This is a genomic window from Gracilibacillus orientalis, from assembly GCF_900114645.1.
Lineage (GTDB): Bacteria > Bacillota > Bacilli > Bacillales > Amphibacillaceae > Gracilibacillus > Gracilibacillus orientalis.
Genome location: NZ_FOTR01000003.1, coordinates 417,322 through 444,004, shown reverse-complemented (window position 1 = coordinate 444,004; position 26,683 = coordinate 417,322). Strand labels below are relative to the sequence as shown.

General features: G+C 36.7%; 22 protein-coding genes. 19 read left to right on the top strand and 3 right to left on the bottom strand.

Going from position 1 to position 26,683, the window contains the following annotated elements; translation table 11 throughout:
• The first annotated feature begins 220 nt into the window (after window positions 1–220).
• A complete protein-coding gene (gene serA, locus BM121_RS08030) occupies window positions 221–1,807 on the top strand; it encodes a phosphoglycerate dehydrogenase (RefSeq protein ID WP_091483084.1) in 1,587 nt (528 codons plus the stop codon).
• A gap of 68 nt (window positions 1,808–1,875) precedes the next feature.
• On the opposite strand, the gene BM121_RS08025 is transcribed toward serA, so the two are convergent.
• A complete protein-coding gene (locus BM121_RS08025) occupies window positions 1,876–2,649 on the bottom strand; it encodes an HAD family hydrolase (RefSeq protein ID WP_091483082.1) in 774 nt (257 codons plus the stop codon).
• A 278-nt stretch (window positions 2,650–2,927) separates the two neighbouring features.
• Here BM121_RS08025 and BM121_RS08020 point away from each other — a divergent pair, with 278 nt between their 5' ends.
• The 13 genes from BM121_RS08020 to manA all read left to right on the top strand — a co-directional run bounded on the left by BM121_RS08020 (window position 2,928) and on the right by manA (window position 20,197).
• Entirely contained in the window at window positions 2,928–3,860 is a 933-nt protein-coding gene (locus tag BM121_RS08020) for a YybS family protein (RefSeq protein ID WP_091483080.1), read from the top strand.
• 27 nt (window positions 3,861–3,887) lie between these two features.
• Complete coding sequence (locus tag BM121_RS08015) at window positions 3,888–5,867, top strand: DHH family phosphoesterase (RefSeq protein ID WP_091483078.1); 1,980 nt, start codon at window positions 3,888–3,890, stop codon at window positions 5,865–5,867.
• Window positions 5,864–6,310: a 50S ribosomal protein L9 gene (gene rplI, locus BM121_RS08010; protein WP_091483076.1), complete on the top strand. Its 447-nt coding sequence runs from the start codon at window positions 5,864–5,866 to the stop codon at window positions 6,308–6,310. The genes BM121_RS08015 and rplI overlap by 4 nt, the downstream gene beginning before the upstream one ends.
• Before the next feature lie 87 nt (window positions 6,311–6,397).
• A complete protein-coding gene (gene dnaB / locus BM121_RS08005; protein ID WP_091483074.1) occupies window positions 6,398–7,759 on the top strand; it encodes a replicative DNA helicase in 1,362 nt (453 codons plus the stop codon).
• Window positions 7,760–8,366: 607 nt separating this feature from the next.
• A complete protein-coding gene (locus BM121_RS08000) occupies window positions 8,367–9,656 on the top strand; it encodes an adenylosuccinate synthase (protein WP_091483072.1) in 1,290 nt (429 codons plus the stop codon).
• Between the two features lie 766 nt (window positions 9,657–10,422).
• Entirely contained in the window at window positions 10,423–11,829 is a 1,407-nt protein-coding gene (locus BM121_RS07995) for a peptidoglycan DD-metalloendopeptidase family protein (RefSeq protein WP_091483070.1), read from the top strand.
• 183 nt (window positions 11,830–12,012) lie between these two features.
• Complete coding sequence (gene yycF / locus BM121_RS07990; RefSeq protein ID WP_091483069.1) at window positions 12,013–12,717, top strand: response regulator YycF; 705 nt, start codon at window positions 12,013–12,015, stop codon at window positions 12,715–12,717.
• A 6-nt stretch (window positions 12,718–12,723) separates the two neighbouring features.
• Window positions 12,724–14,553 (top strand): cell wall metabolism sensor histidine kinase WalK, encoded by a 1,830-nt coding sequence (walK, locus tag BM121_RS07985; RefSeq protein WP_091483067.1) that lies wholly within the window; start codon window positions 12,724–12,726, stop codon window positions 14,551–14,553.
• Window positions 14,550–15,920, top strand: a complete 1,371-nt coding sequence (gene yycH, locus BM121_RS07980) for a two-component system activity regulator YycH (RefSeq protein WP_091483065.1) — start codon at window positions 14,550–14,552, stop codon at window positions 15,918–15,920. Before walK ends, yycH begins: the two co-directional genes overlap by 4 nt.
• The gene (locus tag BM121_RS07975; RefSeq protein WP_091483063.1) at window positions 15,901–16,860 is read left to right on the top strand and encodes a two-component system regulatory protein YycI; all 960 of its coding nucleotides are present in this window, start codon (window positions 15,901–15,903) and stop codon (window positions 16,858–16,860) included. The genes yycH and BM121_RS07975 overlap by 20 nt, the downstream gene beginning before the upstream one ends.
• Before the next feature lie 3 nt (window positions 16,861–16,863).
• The gene (locus BM121_RS07970) at window positions 16,864–17,661 is read left to right on the top strand and encodes an MBL fold metallo-hydrolase (RefSeq protein WP_091483061.1); all 798 of its coding nucleotides are present in this window, start codon (window positions 16,864–16,866) and stop codon (window positions 17,659–17,661) included.
• A gap of 21 nt (window positions 17,662–17,682) precedes the next feature.
• Window positions 17,683–18,915 (top strand): S1C family serine protease, encoded by a 1,233-nt coding sequence (locus tag BM121_RS07965; protein WP_091483059.1) that lies wholly within the window; start codon window positions 17,683–17,685, stop codon window positions 18,913–18,915.
• Window positions 18,916–19,237: 322 nt separating this feature from the next.
• Complete coding sequence (gene manA / locus BM121_RS07960) at window positions 19,238–20,197, top strand: mannose-6-phosphate isomerase, class I (RefSeq protein WP_091483057.1); 960 nt, start codon at window positions 19,238–19,240, stop codon at window positions 20,195–20,197.
• A 57-nt stretch (window positions 20,198–20,254) separates the two neighbouring features.
• Here the strand turns inward: manA and mgrA are convergent, their stop codons facing one another.
• Together mgrA and BM121_RS07950 are read right to left on the bottom strand one after the other, a co-directional pair.
• A complete protein-coding gene (gene mgrA / locus BM121_RS07955; protein WP_091483055.1) occupies window positions 20,255–21,247 on the bottom strand; it encodes an L-glyceraldehyde 3-phosphate reductase in 993 nt (330 codons plus the stop codon).
• A 21-nt stretch (window positions 21,248–21,268) separates the two neighbouring features.
• Window positions 21,269–21,628 (bottom strand): Lin0512 family protein, encoded by a 360-nt coding sequence (locus BM121_RS07950; RefSeq protein WP_091483053.1) that lies wholly within the window; start codon window positions 21,626–21,628, stop codon window positions 21,269–21,271.
• A 159-nt stretch (window positions 21,629–21,787) separates the two neighbouring features.
• On the opposite strand from BM121_RS07950, the gene rlmH reads away from it, so the two are divergent.
• The 5 genes from rlmH (at window position 21,788) to BM121_RS07925 (ending at window position 26,671) form a co-directional block, all read left to right on the top strand.
• Entirely contained in the window at window positions 21,788–22,267 is a 480-nt protein-coding gene (rlmH, locus tag BM121_RS07945; protein WP_091483051.1) for a 23S rRNA (pseudouridine(1915)-N(3))-methyltransferase RlmH, read from the top strand.
• 153 nt (window positions 22,268–22,420) lie between these two features.
• Window positions 22,421–24,019: an ATP-binding protein gene (locus BM121_RS07940; RefSeq protein WP_091483049.1), complete on the top strand. Its 1,599-nt coding sequence runs from the start codon at window positions 22,421–22,423 to the stop codon at window positions 24,017–24,019.
• Window positions 24,019–24,693 (top strand): response regulator, encoded by a 675-nt coding sequence (locus tag BM121_RS07935; RefSeq protein ID WP_091483047.1) that lies wholly within the window; start codon window positions 24,019–24,021, stop codon window positions 24,691–24,693. Before BM121_RS07940 ends, BM121_RS07935 begins: the two co-directional genes overlap by 1 nt.
• A gap of 364 nt (window positions 24,694–25,057) precedes the next feature.
• Complete coding sequence (locus tag BM121_RS07930) at window positions 25,058–26,104, top strand: tripartite tricarboxylate transporter substrate binding protein (RefSeq protein ID WP_091483046.1); 1,047 nt, start codon at window positions 25,058–25,060, stop codon at window positions 26,102–26,104.
• 108 nt (window positions 26,105–26,212) lie between these two features.
• On the top strand, window positions 26,213–26,671 hold the full coding sequence (locus tag BM121_RS07925) for a tripartite tricarboxylate transporter TctB family protein (RefSeq protein WP_091483044.1): 459 nt from the start codon (window positions 26,213–26,215) through the stop codon (window positions 26,669–26,671).
• The last annotated feature ends 12 nt before the right edge of the window (window positions 26,672–26,683 follow it).

The following is a 26,683-nucleotide window of genomic DNA, read 5'->3' as shown; positions in this document are numbered from 1 at the left end:
TTGACAATCTCTTGTAATTTGCTATGATAGAGAAAACTTAATATTACTAACATTTCTAAAAATTAAAGTGTCAAAATTTTCTCAATTCAATTCTATTTATTAAAGTTTAAAAGTGCTATAATAATATTAATTAATAGAAAAAGTACATAAGTGAAGTATTTCACTTATTCTTTAAGTTTGATGCTTTTTTACAAGAAATACATTTTTGGAGGGGACAACTGTGACATTTAAAGTACTAATTAGTGATCCGTTAAGTGAAGATGGGATTAAACCGTTACGTGAAGCAGATAATATCCAAGTCGACATTGACACTGGCTTATCTCCTGACGAATTGACAGAAAAAATTGGAGAATATGAGGCATTACTAGTAAGAAGTCAAACAAAAGTAACCAGAGATATTATTAGCCAAGCATCTAATCTGAAAATTATTGGTCGTGCCGGTGTTGGGGTAGATAATATTGATTTGAGTGCAGCAACAGAATACGGAGTTATTGTAGTAAATGCACCAGATGGAAATACGAATTCTGCAGCAGAGCATACTGTTGCGATGCTCATGTCATTGGCAAGAAAGATACCACAAGCATTTTTAGCATTGAAAAATGGTAAATGGGATCGCAAAACCCATGTTGGGGTAGAATTAAAAGGTAAAACACTTGGTGTTGTTGGTATGGGGCGTATTGGTGCAGAAGTAGCGGCTCGTGCGAAAGGTCAACGAATGAATATCATTGCCTATGATCCATTTTTAACCAAGGAAAGAGCAGACAAGCTTGGTGTTGATTTTGGAACGGTTGAGGATGTTATAGTGGCATCTGACTTCATCACTGTTCATACACCATTGATTAAAGAAACAAAGCATTTAATTAATAAAGATGCATTCGCAAAAATGAAAGACGGTGTACGCCTTATTAACTGTGCTCGTGGCGGTATTATTGATGAAGAAGCACTCTACGATGCCATTAAATCCGGGAAAGTAGCAGGCGCTGCCTTGGACGTGTTTGAAGAGGAACCAGCAACAGATCATCGTTTATTAGAACTTCCAGAAGTGATTGCAACACCACACTTAGGTGCAAGTACCGTAGAAGCACAAGAAAATGTAGCGATTGATGTCAGTCATGATGTTGTTCGTTACTTAACAGAAGGTGTAGCTAAAAACCCGGTTAACTTACCATCTGTACCGAAAGAAATTATGAATAAAATTGAGCCATACTTCTACTTGTCAGAAAAATTAGGAACGTTCTTAACTTACTTAACGAGTGGTGTTATTGAAGAAATCAACATTTCTTATTCTGGTGAATTAACGGAGTTAGAAGTAGCGCCATTAACGCGAAATACTATTAAAGGTTTATTAAAACGTCATCTGGGTGACCATATTAATGATGTTAATGCTTCTTATTTAGCTGAAAAACGAGGTATTCAAGTAAATGAAAATAAATCTTCTTCTACAAAAGCATTTACGAATTTATTAACAGTAGAAGTGAAGACAAAGGATGTTACACGTTCAATTTCTGGTACGTTACTAAATGGCTTAGGTCCTCGCATTGTACAAGTTGATGCTTATACTGTTGATGTGGTACCTGCTGGTAATCTAGTTGTTATTAAACACAATGACCGTCCAGGTGTCATTGGTAAGGTTGGTAGTATGTTTGCAGAGAAAAACATCAACATTGCGGCCATGCAAGTCGGTCGTTCTGATGTCGGTGGCGAAGCAATCATGATCTTAACAATTGATAAATATTTAGAAGACGCAGAAATTGAAGCTTTAAATGAATTTGAAGAAATTGAAAAACTAACCGCTATGGAACTATAAATATAACAAGAGCTCTTCTTTAGTCACTAAGAAGAGCTCTTGTTTTGTAATATATGTTCACCATTAACTTAAATGAGATCAAATAGTTCTTCGAGATGTTTGATTTCATATGTTGGTTTCACTTCTTGCGGCGGTTTATTTTCACGGTTGATCCAGACATTTTTAATTCCTGTACGGTTTGCACCAAGAATATCTGTCATCAAATTGTCTCCAACCATTAATGCTTCTCCCTTTGTTACACCAGCAGTTTCTAAAACATGCTCAAAAATACTGGGATCTGGCTTACCTCTACCAAAGTCACCAGAAATAATAATATGATCGAAATAATCCTTTAATTCGGGAGTAATCGTTAACTTCGTATTTTGTAAGTCTGGTGAGCCATTAGTTAGCATGATTAATTGATAGTCATGTTGTAATTTTTTTAAAATAGAAAACGTTTCTTCATAAATGAAAGGGTTCTTTTTGCGGTTTTCAGGAAATTGTTCTGCCAAGTCAGCAGCGAATTCCTCATCTTCAATCCCTAGTTGTTTTAAACCATTTGTCCAAGCATCCTTGCGGTAATTAGGGACAATCTCCGCCATTTTTTTAAAGTATGTATGGTCATCTAAGAAATTTCCCCAAAGTCCTTCAAAGGGGTTAATGCCGATCATTTGTGTGAATTCATAGGTTTCGTATCCTTGATATAGCTTACGAGCTTCCTCACGAACGGCCTCTTCTAATTTTTCAGGATCTACTCCATATTTATGGTTTGCTAATTGGCAAGTTTCTTCAAAAGCGGTTTTGACACTTTTTTTATCCCACAACAGTGTATCGTCAAGGTCAAAAATAATCGTCTTAATCATCTGATGCTCCTCCTCTAATTATTCTCCTTATAGTATACTGGATAAAAGAGGTTCCCGCATTTCTTTTTTAAATCGAATGGATAAATGCTGGTCAATCTCCATTCTGTCCAATTTTCAGCTATTTCAAATTAGTAATGGGCGAAGTTTATCCCGTTTTAAAACTCTTTAATTTGTCGTGGTTATATTGTTCGTATATAATTAGTATATAAAAAGTGTACGAAGAAAAAGCACAGCGCTTTCTTGCTGTGCTTTTTCAGTCAAAGTAAAGGTGGTTTCTCATGGATCAGCAACCGGTTAGGAAGGATTTTTATATATATGAAGGTATCTTTTTGCTACTTCTGTTAGTAACGATACTTATTCCGTTTATACAAGTAGTTACCATGTTTTTGTTGCCAATTCCAGTTATATTGTTAATGAAAAATTATACAATAAAGTGGACAATATTAGGCATGCTACTTTTGTTATCTTTTTCTTTATTTATTGTCCCTGTATTCTCATTTCCACTAACAATGTTAGCTTTGATAAGTGGAGCTATGATGGGATGGTCTATTAAGCAAGGGCAACATCCTTATGAAACCTGGGCTAAAGGTACGGCTGGTTTTGTTTTAGGATTGGCGCTGATATACGCTTATATTGAAGTGGTACTCCAGTTCTCGATTATGACTGCCTTTGAGAATGCAACGGATGATTCTATCCAAATGACAGAGGGCATATTCCAGGCAGTAGGTATGGGGCAACAGAATTTGGATCTGATACGAGAACAAATGATGAACATGTTACAGTTAATGCCGGTGATGTTAGTAGTGGTTTCCATGGGTTTTGCGATTGTAACACAATGGGTATGCTATAAAGTAATGAATAAAGTACAACAAGAACGATATTATTTTCCACCTTTTCGTAGCTTTAACCTACCTAAAATAATCTTGTGGCTTTATTTCATCATGTTACTTATTTCCTTTTTTGCTGCGGGAGACTATTCTACGAGGTCTTCTGTTATAATATGGAATGTGTATCATTTAACAGGAATATTGATGGCCATTCAAGGATTGGCATTTGTTTTCTTTTATACGCATGCAAAGAAGCGGTCACTTGCTTTACCAGTTATTAGCATCCTTTTCATTATATTTTTTCCCTTTATGGGACTTTATTTGATAAGAATCTTAGGTATAATTGATTTAGGATTTGAGTTAAGAAAAAGAATGGCAAAGTAAAGGGACTTTAGTTAGGAGTTGACAACCATGCCAAAAATTAAGGATAAACCAGTGGCAATGGGAAGGCATATCATAGGCATATATGTTTTATCCTTTATCTTATTAGTATTTCTATTTTATTTCCATTGGATTATTGGTAGTGTGATGACCGTTCTGTTTGCTGGATCATTGTATTACAGTATGGAGCGGGAAAAGCAACTAGTGAATCAGACAGAAGCATATATATCAACCCTTTCTTATCGTGTCAAAAAGGTCGGAGAAGAAGCCCTATTAGAGATGCCGATAGGAATTATACTATATGGAGATAATTATCAGATAGAGTGGGCGAATCCCTATATGAATCACTTTAACGAAGCTGACTCATTAATAGGTGAAAAAATAGACGTCTTAGCGAAAGACATTCCATCTTTTTTAAAGGATGAAAAGGAAACATTTTGGATTACAATTGGTCCATATGATTTTCAGGTATATAACAAAAAAGAAGAACGATTATTATATTTGTTTGATCGAACGAAACAAACAGAACTTCACACGCTTTACCAGCATGAAAAAACAGTGTTAGGGATCATCTTTTTAGATAACTACGAAGAAATAACTCAAAACATGGATGATACTGCCAAAAGTCAAATTAATTCACAGGTTACATCTATTTTAAACAAATGGTCGAATCAACAAGGGATCTATTTAAAACGAACATCACAAGAGCGATTTATGGCGCTGATGAATCAGAATATTTTGAGTGAGTTAGAAAAATCGAAATTTGAGATTTTGGATGAAGTACGTGAATTAATTACGGATAAGAATGTACCATTAACGCTAAGTATTGGCATTGGATTAGGCAGTGAAGAATTACCTGGCTTGGGCGAATTAACCCAATCGAGCCTTGACTTAGCACTAGGTCGCGGTGGTGACCAAGTTGTTATTAAAGATGATAACTCTGGAAAAGTCCGTTTTTATGGTGGTAAAACAAATCCAATGGAAAAACGAACCAGAGTAAGAGCAAGGGTTATTTCTCATGCCTTGAAAGAATTAGTCAAAGAAAGCGACCAAATTTTAGTGATGGGGCATAAAGCTCCGGACATGGATTCCATTGGTGCTGCAATTGGTGTGTTAAAAATAGCAGCAGCGAATGATGTAGAAGGTTTCATTGTCTTAGATGAGGATGATATTAATACAGGGGTCAAGCGATTAGTTGATGAAATGAAAGAAAGTGAGGAATTGTGGTCATACTTTATTGATCCCGGTTCAGCATTAGATATCGTGACAAAAGACACGCTTTTAGTTGTTGTAGATACGCATAAGCCTTCCTTGGTTCAAGAGGAAAAATTAATCCATAAAACAGAACATGTTGTAGTCATTGATCACCACCGTAGAGGTGAAGAGTTTGTTGATCACCCTACACTTGTTTATATGGAACCATATGCATCATCGACATCAGAGCTTGTAACAGAATTGCTGGAATATCAGCCTAGTAAGCTTTCTTTAAATATGTTAGAATCGACAGCATTATTAGCAGGTATTATTGTAGATACCAACAGTTTTACATTAAGAACAGGGTCAAGAACCTTTGATGCTGCTTCCTATTTACGATCCAAAGGTGCGGATACGGTTTTAGTACAGAAGTTTTTAAAAGAAGATTTAGATATTTATGTAAGACGAAGTAGATTAATTGAAAATACGAATATTCATCGTGGTCATATTGCAATATCCGTTGGGAACTCAAGGGAAAGATATGGTCCTGTGGTTATTGCACAGGCAGCTGATACTTTGTTAATGATGACTGGAGTCGAGGCGTCATTTGTGATTTCGGAGCGAGAAGATGGACGTATTGGTATTAGTGCAAGGTCACTTGGAGATGTTAATGTCCAGGTTATTATGGAAAAAATGAATGGTGGCGGGCATCTAACGAATGCTGCTACCCAATTAGATGATATGGCTGTAATTGATGCCTATGAATGGTTGAAAGAAATTATAGATGAGTATTATGAAGGAGGAGAAACAGAATGAAAGTCATTTTTACCCAAGACGTAAAAGGAAAAGGAAAAAAAGGGGAAGTAAAAAACGTGTCTGATGGATATGCACGCAATTACTTGCTGAAAAATAACGTTGCAATCGAAGCAAACCAAGCAAACATGAAAGCACTCAACGCCAAGAAAAATAAAGAAAAGAAACTGGAACAGGAAGAAGTAGATGAGGCAAATCAATTAAAAGAAAAGCTAGCTAATTTAGAAGTGAAATTAACAGCAAAATCTGGTGAGAGTGGCCGCTTGTTCGGATCCATTACAAGTAAACAAATTGCTGAAACATTAAAGAAAGAACATCAGATTAAAATGGACAAACGAAAAATTGAACTAGATCAGCCAATCCGTTCGTTAGGTTATACAAACGTACCGGTTAAAATTCATCCAGAAGTAACAGGTACTATAAGAGTTCATGTTGTGGAAGTTTAAAACAATGGGAAGTTTACATTGCTTCCCTTTTTCTAATGAACTAGGAAAGTTTAGAGGGGTTTGGAAAGTGAGAAAGGGTGCAGTGAAATGACTGAAATGATACAAGGGAGAACACCACCTCATAATATAGAAGCAGAACAAGCGGTACTTGGTGCCATTTTCTTGGAACCGGATGCTATTTCCAGTTCTTCGGAAATATTAATGCCGGAAGATTTTTATCGGGCTAGTCATCAGCTTATTTTCCGTGTGATGCTAGAACTGTCCGATAAAGGGGAGCCTATAGACATTGTTACTGCTACAACTATTTTGGCAAATAATCAACAGTTAGATGATGTTGGCGGTGTCTCTTATTTAAGTGATTTAGCCAATGCTGTACCTACTGCTGCAAATATTATTTATTATTGTAGGATTGTAGAAGAGAAATCGATCCTCAGAAGACTTATTCGTACAGCAACCGATATTGTAACTGACGGTTATTCCAAAGAAGATGAAGTAGAAGAAGTGCTTAATGAGTCTGAAAAACGAATATTAGAAGTATCGAATCGAAAGAATGCTGCTTCTTTTAAAAATATCAAAGATGTTTTAATGGAAGTCTATGATAATATCGATCTATTGCACAAAAATAGCGGTGAAGTTACCGGAATTGCTTCTGGATTCCGCGATTTAGATCGCATCACATCAGGTTTTCAGCGTAATGATCTTATCATTGTTGCTGCACGACCTTCTGTTGGTAAAACAGCTTTTGCCTTAAATATTGCACAAAATGTAGCGATTAAAACGGATGAAAATGTAGCTATTTTCAGTCTCGAGATGGGGGCAGATCAGCTCGTGTCACGTATGCTTTGTGCAGAAGGAAATATTGATGCACAACGGTTAAGAACGGGTTCTTTAGAGGAAGAGGACTGGGGGCGATTGTCGATGGCAATGGGTAGCTTATCTAATGCCGGTATTTTCATCGATGACACACCAGGGATCAGAGTGAATGAAATTCGTTCTAAATGTCGTCGTTTAAAACAAGAACACGGTCTCGGTATGATTTTAATAGATTATTTGCAATTAATTCAAGGTAGTGCCGGTTCACAAGAAAACCGACAACAAGAAGTATCGGAAATCTCTAGGTCATTAAAGGGATTGGCAAGGGAATTGAATGTGCCATTAATCGCATTATCACAGTTATCTCGTGGTGTTGAATCCCGTCAAGATAAACGGCCAATGATGTCCGACTTACGTGAATCGGGAAGTATTGAGCAGGATGCGGATATTGTAGGATTCTTATATCGTGATGATTACTATGACCAAGAGTCTGAAAAACAGAATATAATAGAAATTATGATAGCCAAACAACGTAACGGTCCGGTTGGCAACGTCGAATTAGCCTTTGTAAAAGAATATAATAAATTCGTGGATTTAGACCACCGTTACCAGTCAAGTGATATACCACCAGGATAAGGATATTTTCATCCTTATCCTTTTTTGCGTGGTAAGAAAATTAGGGGATTTGTTTAGCTCCGAACGCCCAGAAACTAGGCGCCTGCGCGAATCGCCCTAATGCCTTGGGCGAAAGTATAAATTGTCAGCCTAAAAAAATAAGTACCAAAATATCAAAGTGAAAAATTAAAATAGTACTTAAAAGACAATTAAGAACCAAAACCAGAAAGCAAACGATCAAATATGGTAATTAAAGCCGGTTTAAGTACCAAAGTGAAACCCAATATCTTAAATTTGGAACTAAAAAAGAGGATAAGTACCAAAATTTATAATGAACAAGCTGAATTGAAATTGATGAGATAATCCTTATTATGAATATACGAGCGCTCTGAGAGATCTCTAGCCTTTAGATAAAAAGCCTGATTTTTAAAATTCAAAAAATAGAGTCTCTCAAAGTCTTGAGTAGTATATTATGCATACGGGATGTTAATAATATTTAAAAGGTTACACTTTTCACGAACAATAATTACAAAACCGTTTAAAATGTTCGTAATTGAATTGACATTGCTCGGTAAGATTGGTAGAATTAATGTGGGATGAATAAATTGCTAAGGCGGAGGTGCCGTTTATGTCTTCAGTAGTCGTTGTTGGAACACAATGGGGAGACGAAGGAAAAGGTAAAATTACAGACTTTCTTTCACAAAACGCAGAGGTAGTAGCACGTTATCAAGGTGGAAATAATGCAGGTCATACCATAAAATTTGATGGTATTACATATAAACTACACTTAATACCTTCAGGAATCTTTTTTAAGGATAAAACCTGTGTATTAGGTAATGGTATGGTTATTGACCCAAAAGCAATGGTTGAGGAATTAAAATATCTACATGACAAAGATGTCAATACAGATAATTTACGAATTAGCAACCGTGCACATGTCATTTTACCGTACCACTTAAAACTAGATATCTTACAAGAAGAAGAAAAAGGCGTAAATAAAATCGGTACAACACGTAAAGGTATTGGACCAGCTTATATGGATAAAGCGGCTCGTGTTGGGATTCGTATCGCTGATTTATTAGACAAAGATGCTTTCCGTGAAAAATTAGAAACCAACTTGCAAGAGAAAAACCGTTTTTTTGAAAAAGTATATGAAACGGAACGTATGGAAGTAGAAGATATATTAGAGGAATACTATGAATATGGACAACAATTGAAACATTATGTGGCCGATACATCAGTTGTATTAAATGATGCATTGGATGAAGGGCGTCGAGTACTTTTTGAAGGAGCACAAGGGGTTATGCTTGATATTGATCAAGGTACGTATCCTTTTGTTACTTCATCAAACCCAATCGCTGGTGGTGTTACGATTGGATCTGGTGTAGGACCTTCTAAAATTGATCATGTAGTGGGTGTATCCAAAGCTTATACATCTCGTGTTGGAGACGGGCCATTCCCAACTGAATTACATGATGAAGTTGGAGATCAAATCCGTGAAGTAGGTAATGAATATGGTACAACAACAGGTCGCCCGCGTCGTGTCGGTTGGTTTGACAGTGTTGTAGTGCGTCATGCTCGTCGTGTTAGTGGTATTACGGATTTATCATTGAACTCGATTGATGTATTAACCGGAATTGAAACATTGAAGATTTGTACAGCTTACAAATATAAAGGTGAAATAATGGAAGAATTCCCGGCAAGTTTAAAAACCCTAGCGGAATGTGAGCCCGTGTATGAAGTATTACCAGGATGGACAGAAGATATCACTGGTGTGGAAAGCTTACATGAGTTACCGAAAAATGCTCGTCACTATTTAGAGCGTATTTCACAGTTAACAGGCATTCCATTATCCGTTTTCTCTGTAGGACCGGACCGTTCACAAACAAATGTTGTAAGAAGTGTTTATAGTAATTAATCAGAAACTGATAAATAAACTCAGCAGGTATAGACTCGTTTCATTAATGTGAAACGAGTCTATACCTTTTTTGTGCGCATAAACTGCGAAATACCTCTTTTGTGATTTGTTTTATTCCATTCTGCATTTTGATAAGTTCTAGGATACGCTACGGCAAGATACTTCGCTTTCACCCAAGGGCCAAGTTCGACATCTGATCAAACAAGTTTTCCCAGTGTCTTCTATGCCACTGGGCACGGCGATCAGCTTCCTCAGAAAACAAAGAACGTTTTCTTGCGGGATCTTCGGCTCGCACTGTTCCCGTAGGAGTCTACGTATCTTGCCTACGCTAAGAGCAGTGTTCTGATTATTGAAAGAAGAGAACACATGGAATTGTATTCTATGGATTTCTTCTTATTTGATAACAATCCAGAAAGATAAACCCAAATATAATTAGCTTATCTCTAATTTATATGAAAAGAAGAAGAATGATAGCAATGATTAGGGTGCTTGTTTTTTCTTTGTTAAAAGTGTGTCATAAATTAATTGATAATCTTTGATGAATTGTTGATATTTCTAGCGGAATTGCTGTAGGTATATTTACTTATTATTACAACTGGTGTAAATTTATGGGTTTTATTATACAGTTTTGTTACATTCTCATTAAAAATGTTTAATGCTGTTTTGTTTTATGGTAGATTGGTTAAGGTAGAAAGATTTGAATTGAAGATAAATAGAGATAAATAGATAGATAAATAGTATCTGGGGTTATAGGAGGAAGTTAGAAATGCAGTTTAATATGAAAGGATTCGTTAAGCATCTGACGGTTGTTGGTGTTGTGGCATTAGGCTTTTCATCACAAGTTGCTTTTGCAGATGATGAGGAATTAAGCAAAGTCTATCATGTTTATGTAGACGATGAGCATGCCGGAATTGTAGAAAACAAAGACGTAGTAGAGGATTACATTGCTGAAAAAATCTCTGGTCATCAAGACGAGAATGACTTTACATATACAGTAAACGAAGAGATTGACTATGTTACAGAGACAGTTTTTTCTCCACAAGCGGATAGCCATGAGGTATTGGATTATTTAGACGAGGAATTAACAGTAGCTGTAGAAGCACAAGCTTTAACGATTGGTGCTGATGTAGTTGGCTATTTTGCAGAGGAAGAACAAGCAGAACAAGTCATCCAGGAATATAAAGAAAAATATGTTAGTGCAGACGTATTAAAAAAAATAGATAATGATTCAGAACCGGAATCTGAACCATTATCAGTAGGGGAGTCTCACATTATAGACGTTTCACTAACAGAAGAGGTTTCAATAGAAGATAAAAAAGTTTCCGAAGATGAAATTTTATCTGTTAAAGAGGGTGTTACCTTATTAGAAAAAGGCACACTCGAAAATAAAAAACATGTGGTCGATGCTGGAGATGTTTTAGGAAGTATTGCCAGCAAGTATGATCTTTCATTAGATAAGTTACTAGAACTGAATGAAGACCTAACAGAAGACTCTGTCATCAAAATCGGTGATGAATTAAATGTAACTGCATATGAACCATATGTAGAAGTAGTTGTTACGGAAGAAAAACTTGAAGAAGATGAAGTTGCTTATCAAACAGAAGTAGAAGAATCAGAAGATATGTATAAAGGCGAAGAAGAAGTGGAACAAGAAGGCGAAAAAGGTACCGTAGAAACACATTACCGTATGGAAAAAGTCAATGGTAAAACAGAAGATATGGAAGTTTTAGAGGAAAATGTAACAAAAGAGCCGACAAACAAAGTCATTGTTAAAGGTACGAAAGTGGTTTCATCACGTGGTAGTGGAGAATTCGACTGGCCAGCAGTAGGAGGGTCTATCACCAGCCGTGTTGGAGAACGTTGGGGTTCTTACCATAAAGGTATAGATATCGCTGGTGTAAGTGACCGCTCGATTTTAGCTGCTGATAACGGAACAGTTACTTCTGCTGGATGGGACGATGGTGGATATGGTAACAAGATTGTCATTGATCATAACAATGGTTATCGTACTATTTATGCCCACTTATCTTCGATTGATGTTTCATCAGGTCAAACAGTAGAAAAAGGGCAACAGATTGGTGTAATGGGATCAACAGGTTTTTCAACAGGAACTCATTTACACTTTGAAGTATACAAAGATGGTTCATTAGAAAATCCAACTGACCACTTATAAACACCTATAAAAACATACCCAAAATCTGATAAAACCAAACCCTTGTTACAGTGTTGTAGCAAGGGTTTTTTGCAAATATAACATGATAAACGGAACCAAATATAGTAGCGATAAGACATTTTTGTTAATTTCGGTTAGAATAGAATATAAGGAAAAATTTAATGAAAAAAGGACGTGCTTTTTATGAGTCAAAAAATATTAGTAGTAGATGACGAAAAGCCAATTGCAGATATATTAAAATTTAATTTAGAAAAAGAAGGTTACGAAGTATTGTGTGCGTATGATGGAGCAGATGCGATTGAACTAGCAACCAATGAGGATCCAGATTTAATTTTGTTAGACATTATGCTACCAAAAAAAGATGGTAATGAAGTATGCCGGGAAGTAAGAAAAACACATAGTATGCCAATCATTATGCTTACTGCAAAAGATGCAGAAATTGATAAGGTTCTTGGTCTTGAGCTTGGAGCAGATGACTATGTGACCAAACCTTTCAGTAATAGAGAGTTAATTGCTAGAGTGAAGGCTAATTTAAGACGCCTGGAAGTAGAACCTGCTAACCAAAAGAATGAAACACGAGATGTTTCGATTGGTTCATTGGTTATTCACCCAGACGCATATACGGTTACAAGAAATGGTGATTATATTGAGCTAACACACCGGGAATTCGAGTTACTTCATTATCTTGCACGTCATATTGGTCAAGTCATGACTAGGGAGCATTTACTAGAGACTGTTTGGGGTTATGACTATTATGGCGATGTCCGTACTGTTGATGTAACGGTAAGAAGGCTCAGAGAAAAAATTGAGGATAATCCGAGTAACCCATTATGGATTGTAACAAGAAGAGGTGTCGGATATTATTTGAGAAATCCTGAACAGGGGTAATGTTACATGAATAAAGTTAGTTTTTTTCAATCAATTCGGGTAAAGATCATTGTCATACTTAGTTTATTTCTATTATTGGCAATCCAGGTGATTGGTACGTATTTTGGCCAAAAATTAGAAGATAGCCTCTTAGAAAATCACAAAGACAGTGTAGATGAACGTCTACAGTCATTGGAAACTAATTTAGAGGACGCGTTTAGCAAAGAGCGATCAGATGATGGTGAAGGATTAACTCTGCAAGAAGAAGTTAGTGATATTACAGCTAGATACTCAAGTGAACTTTTTTCGGAACTACAAGTGATTGATTCACAATTCAGAGTCTTAGGTTCTAACCAAATTGATATGGTTGGAAAAAAGATCTCAGGAAACAGTGATATACGTCTTGCTTTGGTACATGGACAAGCAGGCAAAGGAGATATCAGAAGAAAAGAGTATACACAAAATCGCGTATTTGTCCGCACATTACCTATTTTAGATGGTGATGAGTCTGTAGGGGCGATTTATTCCGAAGCTTCCGTAGAGGAAGTATATAAACAATTACGGGAGATTAATCAAATTTTCTTAAACGGGACAATCTTGGCAATTATTGTTTCCATTGTCTTAGGTGTTCTAGTAGCACGAACAATTACCAAACCTATTACTGAAATGCGGAAACAAGCTAGGGGGATGGCCCGTGGTGATTTCTCGAAGAAAGTAAATGTATATGGTCAGGATGAAATTGGACAATTAGCAACCACCTTTAATGACATGAATGACCGGTTAAGGCTCGCGAATCAAACGACAGAAGAAGAACGTAGAAAGTTAAGCTCGGTTCTTTCCAATATGTCTGATGGTGTCATTGCTACCGATGAAAATGGCAATATTACGTTAATGAATGATCCTGCAGCCCACTTAATTGGCGTGTCTTTACATGAAGCTAAGGGTCAGCCAATTGCGGAAATATTACAGATTGAAGATAAAGTGGTTGATGTGAAGGAATTAGAAGAAGTAGGTTCTTTAACGGTAGACTTTAGTGATGAGGAGCAACTCTTTTTAATAAAGGCAAACTTTTCTATTGTCCAGGATGAAGAGGGACATTTTATGGGATTGATCACGGTAATTAGTGATGTAACCGAACAGGAGAAAGTAGACAGAGAACGTAAGGAATTTGTCTCCAATGTATCGCATGAATTAAGAACACCATTAACAACGATGAGAAGTTATCTCGAGGCCATAACAGATGGTGGTGCATGGGAAGATAAAGAGTTATCACTGCAATTTTTAAAAGTTACACAAAATGAGACGGAACGAATGATCCGATTAGTAAATGATTTATTGCAATTGTCGAAAATGGATCATAAAGAAAAAGAGACGTACAAGAAAAGAATTGATATTATACCGGTGTTTCATCATATTTTGGATCGGTTTGAAATGAACAAGGCCGAATTAATACATTTTGAGCGAAAAATTCCAAATGAGCGGATATTTGTTTGGGTAGACCAAGATAAAATTACTCAAGTAACAGATAATATTGTGTCTAATGCTATCAAGTATTCTCCAGAAGGTGGAAAAATCACATTCCAGGTTGTGAAGGAACCCCATCGCCTGAAGATTAGCATTAGTGACCAGGGATTAGGTATTGACAGGGAAAAAGTAGATAAGATTTTTGAACGCTTTTACCGTGTGGATAAAGCACGTTCAAGAGAATTAGGTGGAACTGGATTAGGACTTGCTATTTCCAAGGAAATAATAGAAGCACACCATGGTCAAATTTGGGCATCGAGTAAAGAAGGTCAAGGAACCACCATTTATTTTACGCTACCGCTCACGAAACGAAAGCGAGGTAGTAGAAAATGAAATTAGATTTTGAGCTCGTTAAAACGGTGTTACTCGTTCTCTTAGTGTCATTGAGCTTATTGTTAACATTAGGTATATGGAATTATCAAGGGGATTATGAATCTTCTAGCGATAATGCAGCTGCCGATGCTGAGTTAAATGGAGCAGATGAAACAAAGAAAAATTTAGTGCAACCATCACAAATCGTTATTCACGATAATGGATCACTCTCAGGATTTAGTGAGAAGCAGGATGAAATAGAAGTGTTCCGAGACATTTCAGAATGGGCACTGTATAATTTTGAAATGATTCCGGAAGACGAGGATGTTGATATACATGAAACGGCACATTCGATAGAGCTTATTTTCCCAACCTCTATTCCATCCTCCATTATAAGTGAAATTTTTACGACTGATGATAGTATGGTGTATGATAGTAAATTCAAGCGTGTTTATGTATTCATTGATGAAAACAAATCTAGTCAGCAGATAGTCTTTGAAAATAGTGATCAAGATGGATTTGATATCCGAGCAAGTGTACAAAACATGTCGCAGGTTGTGGAGTACTTCGATCGTTTGCAGTTAACCTATGATTTTAATTCTTACAGAAATGTTGAGCTTGCAAATGATAGTAAAGTTTATATACCTGAAGAAGCCAATATTATAGGGGAAAATTTCCGTTATGAGACTATTAATCCGGACAACACGAATTTTCGAACAATCTTTTTCCCTAAGCCATCATCGATTGCAGTCTCAAGAAATTCAGAGGGAAATCAAATATTTCGTGCGTATCAAGGTGAAGTCTTGTTAAATGGTTATGCAATGGAATATACCAATTTTTATACATCAGAAAGTCAACAAGAACAGAATTCTTCCTTTGAAAGAACAGGTAACCAAGGAAATTTCTTGATTTCAAGTTCGATAGAGTATATTAATTCACATAACGGTTGGCTTATCGGACAAGGCATTCAATATCGCTTATATAACTTAAATGAAATATCGAATAAAGTTGATTACCGAATGATTTATCAAAATTATCCGGTGTTTTCAAAGGAAAACGAAGGGTTATCATCCATGTCTGTCATATATAAGAACATGACTGAATATCAATATGTCCGGCCATTAATGCAATTAACCTATCCGTATGATCGTGGACCGACTGATTTAATGTCTGGTACAGAATTGATAGAGTATCTTCATACTACAGACCGTTTTTCATTTAACCAAATTACAGATATTCAATTAGGATATCGAATTCAAAAACATGCTCAATATATTGATTTGATTCCAACCTGGTGTGTTGAGACTTATGCAGGCTGGGATTATGTAACAGGTGATGTTAATGATGTAACACAAGGAGGGGAGACAAATGCAATGGGGTCAAATTAAAACACTGTTCATTCTTTGTTTTCTTATCCTTGATATTTTCCTGTTGCATCACTTCATTAATAATCCGATAGATTATGCATTTACAGAGGATTTTTCAAGTGAAGAGAATGTACGAAACAATATAAGTGGCTTAAACAATTTATCAGAAGATTCTCCATCTGAAGAGGCGATGTTATTTGCTGAACAGAAGGAATTTTCTGCTGCCGAGGTAACTAAAATTGGGGAGTTGCCGAATCAGACAAGCATTATTCTTAATAGTCAATTAATTTTATCTAAATTTGATGAGCCATTAGCAATTAATGTTGAGGAAAACCCGGAAGCATTAAGTGAAAATATATGGAATTTTGATCAATACCAATACTTCGGCAAAGATGAAGCGTCAAATACCTATATTTTTTTCCAAAAGTTAGAGCGCCCTATTTATTTTAATCTTAGCGGGGTACTCTTGGTACAAGTTAACGAAAAAAAAGAAGTCACAAAGTATGTTCAAACCATACTGGAAAAAGCAGAACCGAAAAAAGATGAAGAACAACCAGAACCAGAGGAGATTGACACACCTTTTGACGCACTATCGGGATTGTATTTCAGTGAGGGTTTCATCAGTTCTGGTGATGAAATCACAGAGAAGGTGGCATTAGGCTATCAAAACTTAATGCCTTTACCAAATGGTGCGCAAGTACTTGCACCAACTTGGGAATTTGTAGTAAATAATGAGAGTTATTTTTATGTGAATGCAATAGAAGGTCATTTAGCAACTAGAAAAAAAGCAGAATTTATTCAAGAAATGAAGTCTCAGATTAATGACTATTTTGTAGAAGGTAGCACAACCAAAATGGAGATTACAGATGAAGAATGGGATGAAGAGGATCTAGATTTATTCTTGGAACAACTTTTAGAAAGCCAAGTAGACAAACAAGTAGAACCAAATGGAGTGGAGTAAGATATGACGTTACATTTTAGTGTACTAGCATCCGGTAGTACGGGGAATGCTTTTTATATAGGAACGGAAAAAGAAAAGATTTTAGTAGATGCAGGATTGAGCGGGAAAGAAATGACTCGTTTATTCTCAGAGATCAATGTTGATCCTAATAGTCTTTCCAAAATATTAGTGACGCATGAGCATAGTGATCATATTAAAGGTTTAGGTATATTTGCCAGAAAGTATCATTTACCAATCTATGCTAACGAAAAAACTTGGAAAGCGATGGATAGTGCCATCGGTAAAATTGAGCTCGATCAGAAATTTATATTTAGAACGGAAGAGACAAAAACCTTTGGGGATATCGATGTAGAGTCTTTCGCTGTGTCTCACGATGCGGCTGAACCAATGTTTTACACCTTCCACCATAATGGCAAAAAAGTAGCACTGGTAACCGATTTAGGCTATGTTTCAGAACGAATTAAGAAAACCGTTCAAGGAGCAGATGCTCTGATTTTTGAATCCAATCATGATGTGGAAATGCTAAGGATGGGCCGTTACCCATGGAGTGTAAAGAGACGTATTTTGGGAGATAATGGTCATGTATCCAATGATGACTGTGCCATTGCATTGAAAGATATTATCGATAATGAAACAAAGCGTATTTATTTAGCACATTTAAGTAAAGATAACAATATGAAAGATTTAGCGAGAATGTCAGTGGAAAATGGTTTAAATGATTATGGTTTCTCGGTGGGGGATCACATTACACTGCATGATACGGATCCTAAGTCACCAACACCTATTTATGATGTAGTCTAAGTCAGGAAAGAGGGTGAAGTGATGGGCTATTATGATGACCATTACATTTCAAGGCAAAAAACGAAAAGGAGAAATTGGCTGACTCCTTTTGTCATTGGATTAGTTTTAGGTGCGTTTCTATTTGCTATTTTACTGCCATCGTTAGTGAATAATAATCTTTTACCGTATCAGATAATGATCAGTGATAATACGGCAACCAATCAACATCAAACGGACAGTTCAGGAGAGGACTTACAACCCTCAGACATTCGTAATGTGGAGGTTGACATCTCGACAAAAATTTCAGAAATAGTTGGAGAGGTATCACCAGCTGTTGTAGGTGTTATTAATGTTCAAGATCAGTCGGATATTTGGCAACAAGAAGAATCTGGTGGTGGAGGAACAGGCTCTGGTGTCATTTATAAGATAGAGAATGACTCAGCGTTTATTGTAACGAATCATCATGTTATTCAAGGGTCCGATCAAGTAGAAATTGTCTTACCAGATGAAACACAAGTAGAAGCTAGCGTTGTTGGCAGTGATATGTTCACAGATTTAGCAGTCATAGAAATGGATGCAAGCAATGCAGAAAAAGTCATCGAAGTAGGACAGTCAGAAGACGTCCATGTAGGAGAACCTGCGATTGCTATTGGTAATCCATTAGGTCTGCATTTATCTGGTTCTGTCACGCAAGGAATCATTAGTGGCAAACAACGAGCGATTCCGCAAGATTTTGATATGGATGGCCGTGCTGATTGGCAAGCGGAAGTAATTCAAACAGACGCTGCGATTAACCCTGGTAATAGCGGTGGAGCCTTATTAAATTTGGATGGGCAGTTAATTGGTATTAACTCGATGAAAATTGCAGAATCTGCGGTCGAAGGTATCGGTTTTGCGATTCCAGTAGATGATGTGATGCCTGTCATTCAAGAGTTGGAAGCTAATGGAGAAATGATGAGAGCTTACTTAGGGATTGAAGCTTATTCATTAAATGATATTGCAAAAGTAGAATGGGAACGTAGCTTGAATCTGCCCGATAGTGTAGAAGGCGGTATTTATATACGAAGTGTAGAGCCAATGTCACCAGCTGCAGAAGGAGATTTAGAATCTTACGATGTCATTACCGAGCTTGATGGAAAGGCCATTCAAGATATTGTGGATTTACGAAAACATCTCTACTCAGAAAAATCAGTCGGTGATGAATTAACGATTACTTACTACCGTGAGGGAGAAGAAAACCAAACTACTGTAGAATTAACGTCATTATCGTATTAAAACGGTGTGGATAAGAGCTTTCACAAGTTTTTATCCACACTTTTTGTTAGTTATTCACATCTTGTGGATGAAATTCTGGATAAATGTCCATATATGGTGTAGAACATAAATTCTTATACGATATATACAAGAAAAATGTGAGTATGTTAATAACTATGTGGATAAACTGCTTATATGGCCGTTAAATGGCGGAATATTTGATAAAATTCGTACATTGTGAACAAAATTGTGGATAAATAATAGGGATTAGATTGATTTAACATGTAGAAGATAGTATCTTTAAAGAAGTACACATATAGAAACGATAAGGGAGAGTCTATTTATGTATCAAGAACCAATTTTTCTGCAACCGATTTTTCAGGAACGGATATGGGGTGGCCAGAAGTTACATACAGAGTTTCACTATACCATTCCTTACGAGCAAACAGGTGAAGCATGGGCGATTTCTGCTCATAAGAATGGACCAAGTAAAATTATAAATGGTGAATTAAAAGGTCAAAACTTATTAGATGCATGGAATGATCATGCTGAGTTATTTAATAAATCTGTGGATAACAAGGAAGCTTATCCACTGTTAATTAAAATTCTGGATGCGAATGACAACCTTTCTGTACAAGTGCACCCTGATGATCAATATGCAAGAGAAGTAGCTAATGAAGCTTATGGAAAAACAGAGTGCTGGTATGTATTAAGTGCAGAAGAAGATGCTGAATTAATTATCGGCCATCATGCACAAACAAGAGAACAATTAGAAAAGATGATTGATCAAGGCGAGTGGGATGATTTGTTACGCCGCGTTAAAGTTAAAGCAGGCGATTTTGTTTATGTACCAAGTGGAACGATTCATGCTATTGGTAAAGGGATCGTTATTTTAGAAACGCAGCAAAGCTCTGATATTACCTACCGGGTTTATGACTATGATCGAACAGATGCAGCAGGTAATACAAGAGAATTACATTTAAAAGAAGCAAAAGAAGTGACCACTGTTCCACATGAAACACCAACATTAACGCAAGAAGTTGTGGAAAAACAGGGATTAACAGAGAAAAAATTAGTAGAAGAAAAATATTTCACCGTTTATCATTGGGATTTAAATGGTGAAGTAGAGCTGGAAAGAACAGCAGATTTCTTGCAAATAAGTATCGTAGACGGAGAAGCTACTATTACAACAGGAAACCAAACACACCATATCAAAAAAGGTGACCACTTCATCATCCCGGCAACTATTCAACAATATAAACTAAGCGGTAACGCATCATTCATTGTTTCCCATACTTCCTAACAATCAGAGGGGAATTTTGATCATAAAAGAACTCGAGTGACTATCACTCGAGTTCTTTTATTTTAGAATGTCATTAATCGTATCAAGTTCTGCTTGTGTAAAAGTAGAGTTATTTAATGCTTTTACATTTTCTTCGATTTGACTAACTCGACTAGCACCGATTAGTGCTGAAACAACTGATTTTTCCTGTAATACCCAGACGAGCGCCATTTGTGCTAAGGTTTGCCCACGATCCCGGGCAATAGTATTTAATGCTGTTATCTTCTGTAGCTTATCAGAAGAAACATCTCGTTCATTTAAAAATGGTATAAATTCCTTTGCTGCACGAGAATCCTTAGGAATGCCCTTTAAGTATTTGTTTGTTAGTAGCCCTTGTGCTAAGGGCACATATGCGATACAGCCAGTACCGTGTTCCTCAAGCACATCTGTCAGACCATTTTCTATCGTACGGTCAAACATCGAATAAGCGGCTTGATGAATGATAAAAGGTGTACCTTGTGCTTTTAAAATGTCAATCGCTTGTTTCGTTTGTTCAGCGTTATAGTTGGAGATGCCGACGTATAGAGCTTTTCCTTGTCGGACTGTTTGATCGAGAGCGGCCATTGTTTCTTCAAGAGGGGTCTCTGGATCTGGACGGTGATGGTAAAATATATCAACATAGTCGAGGTTCATGCGCTGCAGGCTTTGATCAAGGCTAGAAATTAAATACTTTCGAGATCCCCAATCACCATATGGCCCATCCCACATCCTGAATCCTGCTTTTGTTGAGATGATCATTTCATCCCGATAACTGGAGAAGTCCTCGTTGAGAATACGTCCAAAGTTTTTCTCTGCTGCTCCTGGTGGTGGACCATAATTATTAGCAAGGTCAAAATGAGTGATACCTAAATCAAATGCTTTCATTAACATTCTGCGCTGATTCTCTAATGTATCCTCTCCACCAAAGTTATTCCAAAGGCCAAAGGAGATGGCCGGGAGCTTGATACCTGAGTTGCCACAACGGTTATACGGTATTTCATGGTAACGTTTTGGATTGGCAATAAACGTCATACACATTCCTCCCTATTATTTTTAATAGCCTACTTCTACAGCTGCATTGACAATATACATCTGATCGCTCTTATCTTCTTTGTCTTCGAGAATGATACCCGATGTCGTTGCCATGCCACCATCAATCACTTCTACTGTCACAGTTCCATAAGGTATTTCATTTTTGACTAGTTCGATATCAACTTTTTCTTTATCGGTTGGAACGGCTAGTCTTACATTGACTTTCATGTTGTGAAGTTTTTTTTCTGGCAGATATTCTGCAATACCAGGCATGGAATTGTAGTGAATGGCATTTTCAACAGCGCGAAGACAGGCTTTGGTCACATTTTGTCCATGTACATCGATTCCGGTCCCTGTTTCAATAAATATGAATTTTTCCATGAAATTGCCTCCAGATAGTAATAGTAGAGACACGAATGTAATCGTCCCCACTTCTAATGTTAAGCTAAAAGGCTTAATAAAGCAATGGAGAACAATTCGTATCAGATTGATGAATTTGGTAAAATAGTAATAATGATAGTTTTCGGAAGGATGACACACATGAAGGTTTCGATTGTAACAGTAGGAAAATTAAAAGAGAAATATTTAAAACAGGGTATACAAGAGTATATGAAAAGATTGAGCGCTTATGCCAAAATGGAAATAATTGAAGTGCCAGATGAGAAAGCACCAGAAAATATGAGTGAAGCGGAACAAGAAGAGGTAAAACGAAAAGAGGGCGAACGAATTTTGTCGAAAATCTCCCCAGATGCTTACGTTATTTCCCTGGAAATAATGGGGCAAATGCCAACGTCCGAGAAATTTGCCGAAAAAATAGAGCAATTAATGATTCATGGCAAAAGCAAAATCGTTTTTGTTATCGGTGGTTCGTTGGGGTTGAGTAAGGAAGTTAGCGAGAGGAGTGATTATGCGCTGTCTTTTTCTAAGATGACGTTTCCTCATCAGTTGATGCGATTGGTTTTGTTGGAGCAGGTTTATCGGGGGTTTCGGATTGTTAAGGGGGAACCGTATCATAAATAGAGGCAAAAGTTTAAAATAAGTGGGTGTTTTGCCTTTTGAATTGGGAATTGATGAGGAATCTTCCTCTGTGTTATCTGATTCATGATAAAGTAAATCATCATTACATGTTATTTTGTACATAAGTAATAGAGACTTCACGGAGGAAAGACAAATATGGCTAAAAAATTTTCATTAAAAACAAAAATTTTAACCTTAATCATCTCGCTTTTACTATTTGTAACTTTTTTGATTACAGGGATTCATGGTTATATAGAATGGAAACAGACGAAAAACACCATGGGAGAGCGTGCTTTAGGTATTGCAACATCCATCTCGTTGATGCCTGAAATCATTAACGCGTTTGCATTAGACGAGCCATCTGAAGTCATTCAGCCGATAACAGAAAAAATCAGGACAAAGGTTGGTGCAGAATTTATCGTTGTTGGTAACAAGAATAGTGTTCGTTATTCACATCAACAAGAGTCTAGAATTGGTCGGAAAATGGTCGGAGGCGATAATGATCAGGCACTTATACATGGTAAGTATTATAAATCTGAAGCCGTAGGGTCGTTAGGTCCATCTCTTCGAGGTAAGGCACCTATTTTTAACGATCAAGGTGAGATTATAGGTATTGTTTCTGTTGGATTTCTGTTGGAAGATATTCGTGGAACGATTTATGATCGGCTGAAAGTTTTATATATAAGCGGCTTAGGTGTATTAGGCTTAGGGATTATCGGAGGAGTATTTTTAACCCGAAGTATACGTAATGATATTTTAGGGTTAGAACCTCATGAAATTGTGTCTTTATATCGTGAACGTAAAGCTGTATTGCGCTCAGTAAAAGAGGGCATTATTGCAATTGATTCTGAGGGTATTATTACGATTTTAAATTATTCAGCTAGAAAAATGTTAGGTTTGACTGAAGATGTGAAGTTTAAACATATTAATGAAGTTCTACCAAATACCAAAATGTTTACAGTACTTCATGAAGGAAAAGCAGATGTAGATGATGAGATGATACTAAGGGATCGGGTAGTAATAGTTAACCGCACGCCGATTTATGAAAATGGAGAAGCGGTTGGGGTGGTCGCTAGTTTTAGAGATAAAACTGAAATCCAACAGATGTTAAATGCTCTATCTGAAGTGAAAAGTTATTCCGAGGACTTACGTGCTCAAACACATGAATATACCAATAAACTATACGTTATATCGGGGTTATTACAGCTTGGAAATTATCAGGAAGCGATTGATTTAATTCAAGAGGAGTATGTACAACATCAACACCAAACGAAAGCACTATTCCAACATATTGAGGATCAAACGGTCCAAGCTATTCTTTTAGGGAAAATAGGCAAGGCCTCAGAGAAAAAAGTAGAACTAGTCATTGATGAGAATAGTTCATTAACTCAGTTACCTAAACACATTAATACATCTAAAATGATTACAATCCTAGGCAATCTATTAGATAATGCCATTGAAGCGGTAAGTGACGGTGGTAATAAGAAGGTTAATTTCTTTGCGACAGATATAGGGAATGATATTATTTTTGAAGTAAGCGATGAAGGTTTTGGCATCCCAACTGATCTACAGCGTCTAATCTTTGAAAAAGGTTTTTCAACTAAGGGAGCTGATGACCGAGGTTATGGATTATCTATTGTGGAAGAAGTTGTAGAAGAACTACGTGGAAATATTGAAGTACAAAGTGAAGAAGGAGAAGGTACAGTTTTCACTGTGTACTTACCAAAGCAAGTGGAAGAAGGTGACGATGCGTAATGTTGAAAGTAGCGATTACGGAAGACGATTATCGTGTGGCGTCTATTCATGAAGGTTTTCTTAAACATATTGAAGACTGTGAAGTGGCCTTTAAATCACTGACAGCTGACGACACATTGAAAAAACTACAGGGTACGGATGTTGATTTGATTTTACTCGACACTTATATGCCTGACCGATTGGGAACTGATATTATTGAGGAAATTAAAGAAATTAAATCAGACATAGGGATTATTATGATTAGTGCGGGAACTGATAAAGAAATTGTCCGAGATGCCTTAAAAAAGGGTATATTCGATTATATTATTAAGCCTGTCACTCTGGAACGTTTTGTTGATACGGTTAAAAAGTTCAAACAGTTTTATGAAGAGATAGACAAAAAGGACGAGGTGGACCAAAAGTTACTAGACACATATTTCGGGCGAAGTAGCACAGTCTCAAATGAACCTGATCAAAATACTCCTAAAGGAATCGATCCCCTAACATTGAAAAAAGTAAAAGAGATTCTAAAGGAATCTAAAGGTGTTACAGCTGAAGAAATGGGGCGTCAAATGGGGGCATCTCGAACAACAGCTAGAAGGTATCTAGAATATTTAATCTCAGAGGGTGAGTGCCAAGCGGAATTAGAATATGGAATTGTTGGCAGACCCGAACGGAGATATTATCAGAGGTAGGACCATTTATATGGTTCTTTTTTTTGTTTGAAAATAAACATGCCTAGACAGGGTTGGCTGAATTTTGTTGTACCCCCACCCATCTTAATGAATCCCCGGCTATTCTGGGCAATGAGTAGACGATGACACCTTATTAGTTGATCATTACATATCCATCTCGTGAACAAAATGAACAAAAAACATTTAAGGTTTATAATGCGAGTTATTTTGCAAACGATTACATTTAAGGGGTTAACAATTACCATAGTAATCAACACTTTGTAACACTCTTTAAATGAGGGGTGAGAATATCTCGACTTAGCATTGCTTCTTTTCGTTAAGTCGAGTTTTTCTTATCAAAATTAAAATTATTAGGAGGTTTATCATGAAGAAATTATTAGCTTTATCAATATTTTTATTAATGTTACTGTTCTTAGCCGCATGTGGTGGTGAAGACACGTTATCAAATGATGACAATGCAAACGATGAAGATACTAAAGAAAACTCTGGCGAAGACAATGGTGGATGGACACCTTCAGAGTCTATCGAAATGGTTGCTCCAGCAGGTGCTGGTGGCGGTTGGGATACAACGGCTCGCATGTCAGCACAAGCTTTAACTGAAGAAAGTATGATCGATCAAGACATGGGTGTTGTTAACAAAGAAGGTGCCGGAGGTGCTATCGGTTGGGCTTACATGGCTGAACAAGAAGGTAGTAATCACGACTTATTCGTATCATCTTCACCAATTTTATTAGTACCATTAAATGGCCAGTCTGAATACGGACATGAAGATTTTACTCCAATTGCAAACGTGATTGCTGACTACGGTGCTTTTGCAGTTGCTGAAGATGCAAAATGGGATAATTTAAATGAACTATTTGAGGATATGAAAGAAGACCCGCAAAGTGTAACAATTGTTGGTACATCTGCTCCTGGCAGTATGGACCACATTCAGTTCGTACGCTTTGCTAAAGCGGCAGGTGTAGATATTACAAAAATTAAATATGTTTCTGCTCCAGATGCTGGCGGTGTGACTCAAGTATTAAATGGAAGTGCTGATGTATTCTCAACAGGTGTAGCTGAAGTTGCTGAGCAAGTTCGCGCGGATAAACTTAAAGTCCTTGCCGTAACATCTGAAGAACGTTTAGACGGTGAAGTCCTTTCAACATTCCCAACGGCTAAAGAGCAGGGAATCGATGAAACATTCGTAAACTGGAGAGGCTTCTTTGGTCCAAAAGATATGGATCCGGCAGCTGTTGAATATTACGAAAATAAATTTAAAGAGTTAAGTGATTCCGAAGCGTTCGCTGATGTTCGTTCTAACTATGGTTGGAACGAAATGTACATGGGCAGTGAAGAATACAAACAATTCTTAGATGAAGAAAAAGAGAATCTAAAAAGTATTCTTGAAGAATTAGGTTTATTAGAATAATGTCTTTAATGGAAGTCAACAGGATGCTTGTTGACTTCTGATACTTTTAGCGAGTTATTAAATAAAATTAATTCCGAGCGGGTTTTGATTAGGAAGGGGTGAATTCCAATGTTACAAGGGGTTAATCGTAAAATTGGCTTAATCTTAGCTATATTATCAATAGGTTATTTATATATGAGTTATCAATTGCCAACCTATTCTTATATTCCAGTAGATGCTGATGCCGTTCCAAAGACATTGGGATGGGTTTTATTAGTATTATCGGTTGCTCTAATTTTTTCTAAAGATAATGATTCAGAAGAGCAAAAGGCAAAGCGTCGAATTCCTAAAACAGATGTTAAAGCCTTATTGGGTGTAGTTGCATTACTTTTAATCTACATTATGTTATTTGAAACACTTGGTTTTATCATTATGACCGTTTTGTTCGTTTATTTTTGTTCATGGTTTTTAGGTTATAAAAGCCATATTGTGAATGCAATTGTATCAATTGTGTTTCCGGTAGCTATATATAGTATTTTTGTTTTTATGCTTCAAATTAAACTACCACAAGGAATACTACCGTTTTAAGAGAGGAGGGGA

Coding starts and splice junctions, on each gene's coding strand:
- BM121_RS08025 (WP_091483082.1), bottom strand. CDS start 2,649: ATGATTAAGACGATTATTTTTGACCTTGACGATACACTGTTGTGGGAT.
- BM121_RS08020 (WP_091483080.1), top strand. CDS start 2,928: ATGGATCAGCAACCGGTTAGGAAGGATTTTTATATATATGAAGGTATC.
- BM121_RS08015 (WP_091483078.1), top strand. CDS start 3,888: ATGCCAAAAATTAAGGATAAACCAGTGGCAATGGGAAGGCATATCATA.
- rplI (WP_091483076.1), top strand. CDS start 5,864: ATGAAAGTCATTTTTACCCAAGACGTAAAAGGAAAAGGAAAAAAAGGG.
- dnaB (WP_091483074.1), top strand. CDS start 6,398: ATGACTGAAATGATACAAGGGAGAACACCACCTCATAATATAGAAGCA.
- BM121_RS08000 (WP_091483072.1), top strand. CDS start 8,367: ATGTCTTCAGTAGTCGTTGTTGGAACACAATGGGGAGACGAAGGAAAA.
- BM121_RS07995 (WP_091483070.1), top strand. CDS start 10,423: ATGCAGTTTAATATGAAAGGATTCGTTAAGCATCTGACGGTTGTTGGT.
- yycF (WP_091483069.1), top strand. CDS start 12,013: ATGAGTCAAAAAATATTAGTAGTAGATGACGAAAAGCCAATTGCAGAT.
- walK (WP_091483067.1), top strand. CDS start 12,724: ATGAATAAAGTTAGTTTTTTTCAATCAATTCGGGTAAAGATCATTGTC.
- yycH (WP_091483065.1), top strand. CDS start 14,550: ATGAAATTAGATTTTGAGCTCGTTAAAACGGTGTTACTCGTTCTCTTA.
- BM121_RS07975 (WP_091483063.1), top strand. CDS start 15,901: ATGCAATGGGGTCAAATTAAAACACTGTTCATTCTTTGTTTTCTTATC.
- BM121_RS07970 (WP_091483061.1), top strand. CDS start 16,864: ATGACGTTACATTTTAGTGTACTAGCATCCGGTAGTACGGGGAATGCT.
- BM121_RS07965 (WP_091483059.1), top strand. CDS start 17,683: ATGGGCTATTATGATGACCATTACATTTCAAGGCAAAAAACGAAAAGG.
- manA (WP_091483057.1), top strand. CDS start 19,238: ATGTATCAAGAACCAATTTTTCTGCAACCGATTTTTCAGGAACGGATA.
- mgrA (WP_091483055.1), bottom strand. CDS start 21,247: ATGACGTTTATTGCCAATCCAAAACGTTACCATGAAATACCGTATAAC.
- BM121_RS07950 (WP_091483053.1), bottom strand. CDS start 21,628: ATGGAAAAATTCATATTTATTGAAACAGGGACCGGAATCGATGTACAT.
- rlmH (WP_091483051.1), top strand. CDS start 21,788: ATGAAGGTTTCGATTGTAACAGTAGGAAAATTAAAAGAGAAATATTTA.
- BM121_RS07940 (WP_091483049.1), top strand. CDS start 22,421: ATGGCTAAAAAATTTTCATTAAAAACAAAAATTTTAACCTTAATCATC.
- BM121_RS07935 (WP_091483047.1), top strand. CDS start 24,019: ATGTTGAAAGTAGCGATTACGGAAGACGATTATCGTGTGGCGTCTATT.
- BM121_RS07930 (WP_091483046.1), top strand. CDS start 25,058: ATGAAGAAATTATTAGCTTTATCAATATTTTTATTAATGTTACTGTTC.
- BM121_RS07925 (WP_091483044.1), top strand. CDS start 26,213: ATGTTACAAGGGGTTAATCGTAAAATTGGCTTAATCTTAGCTATATTA.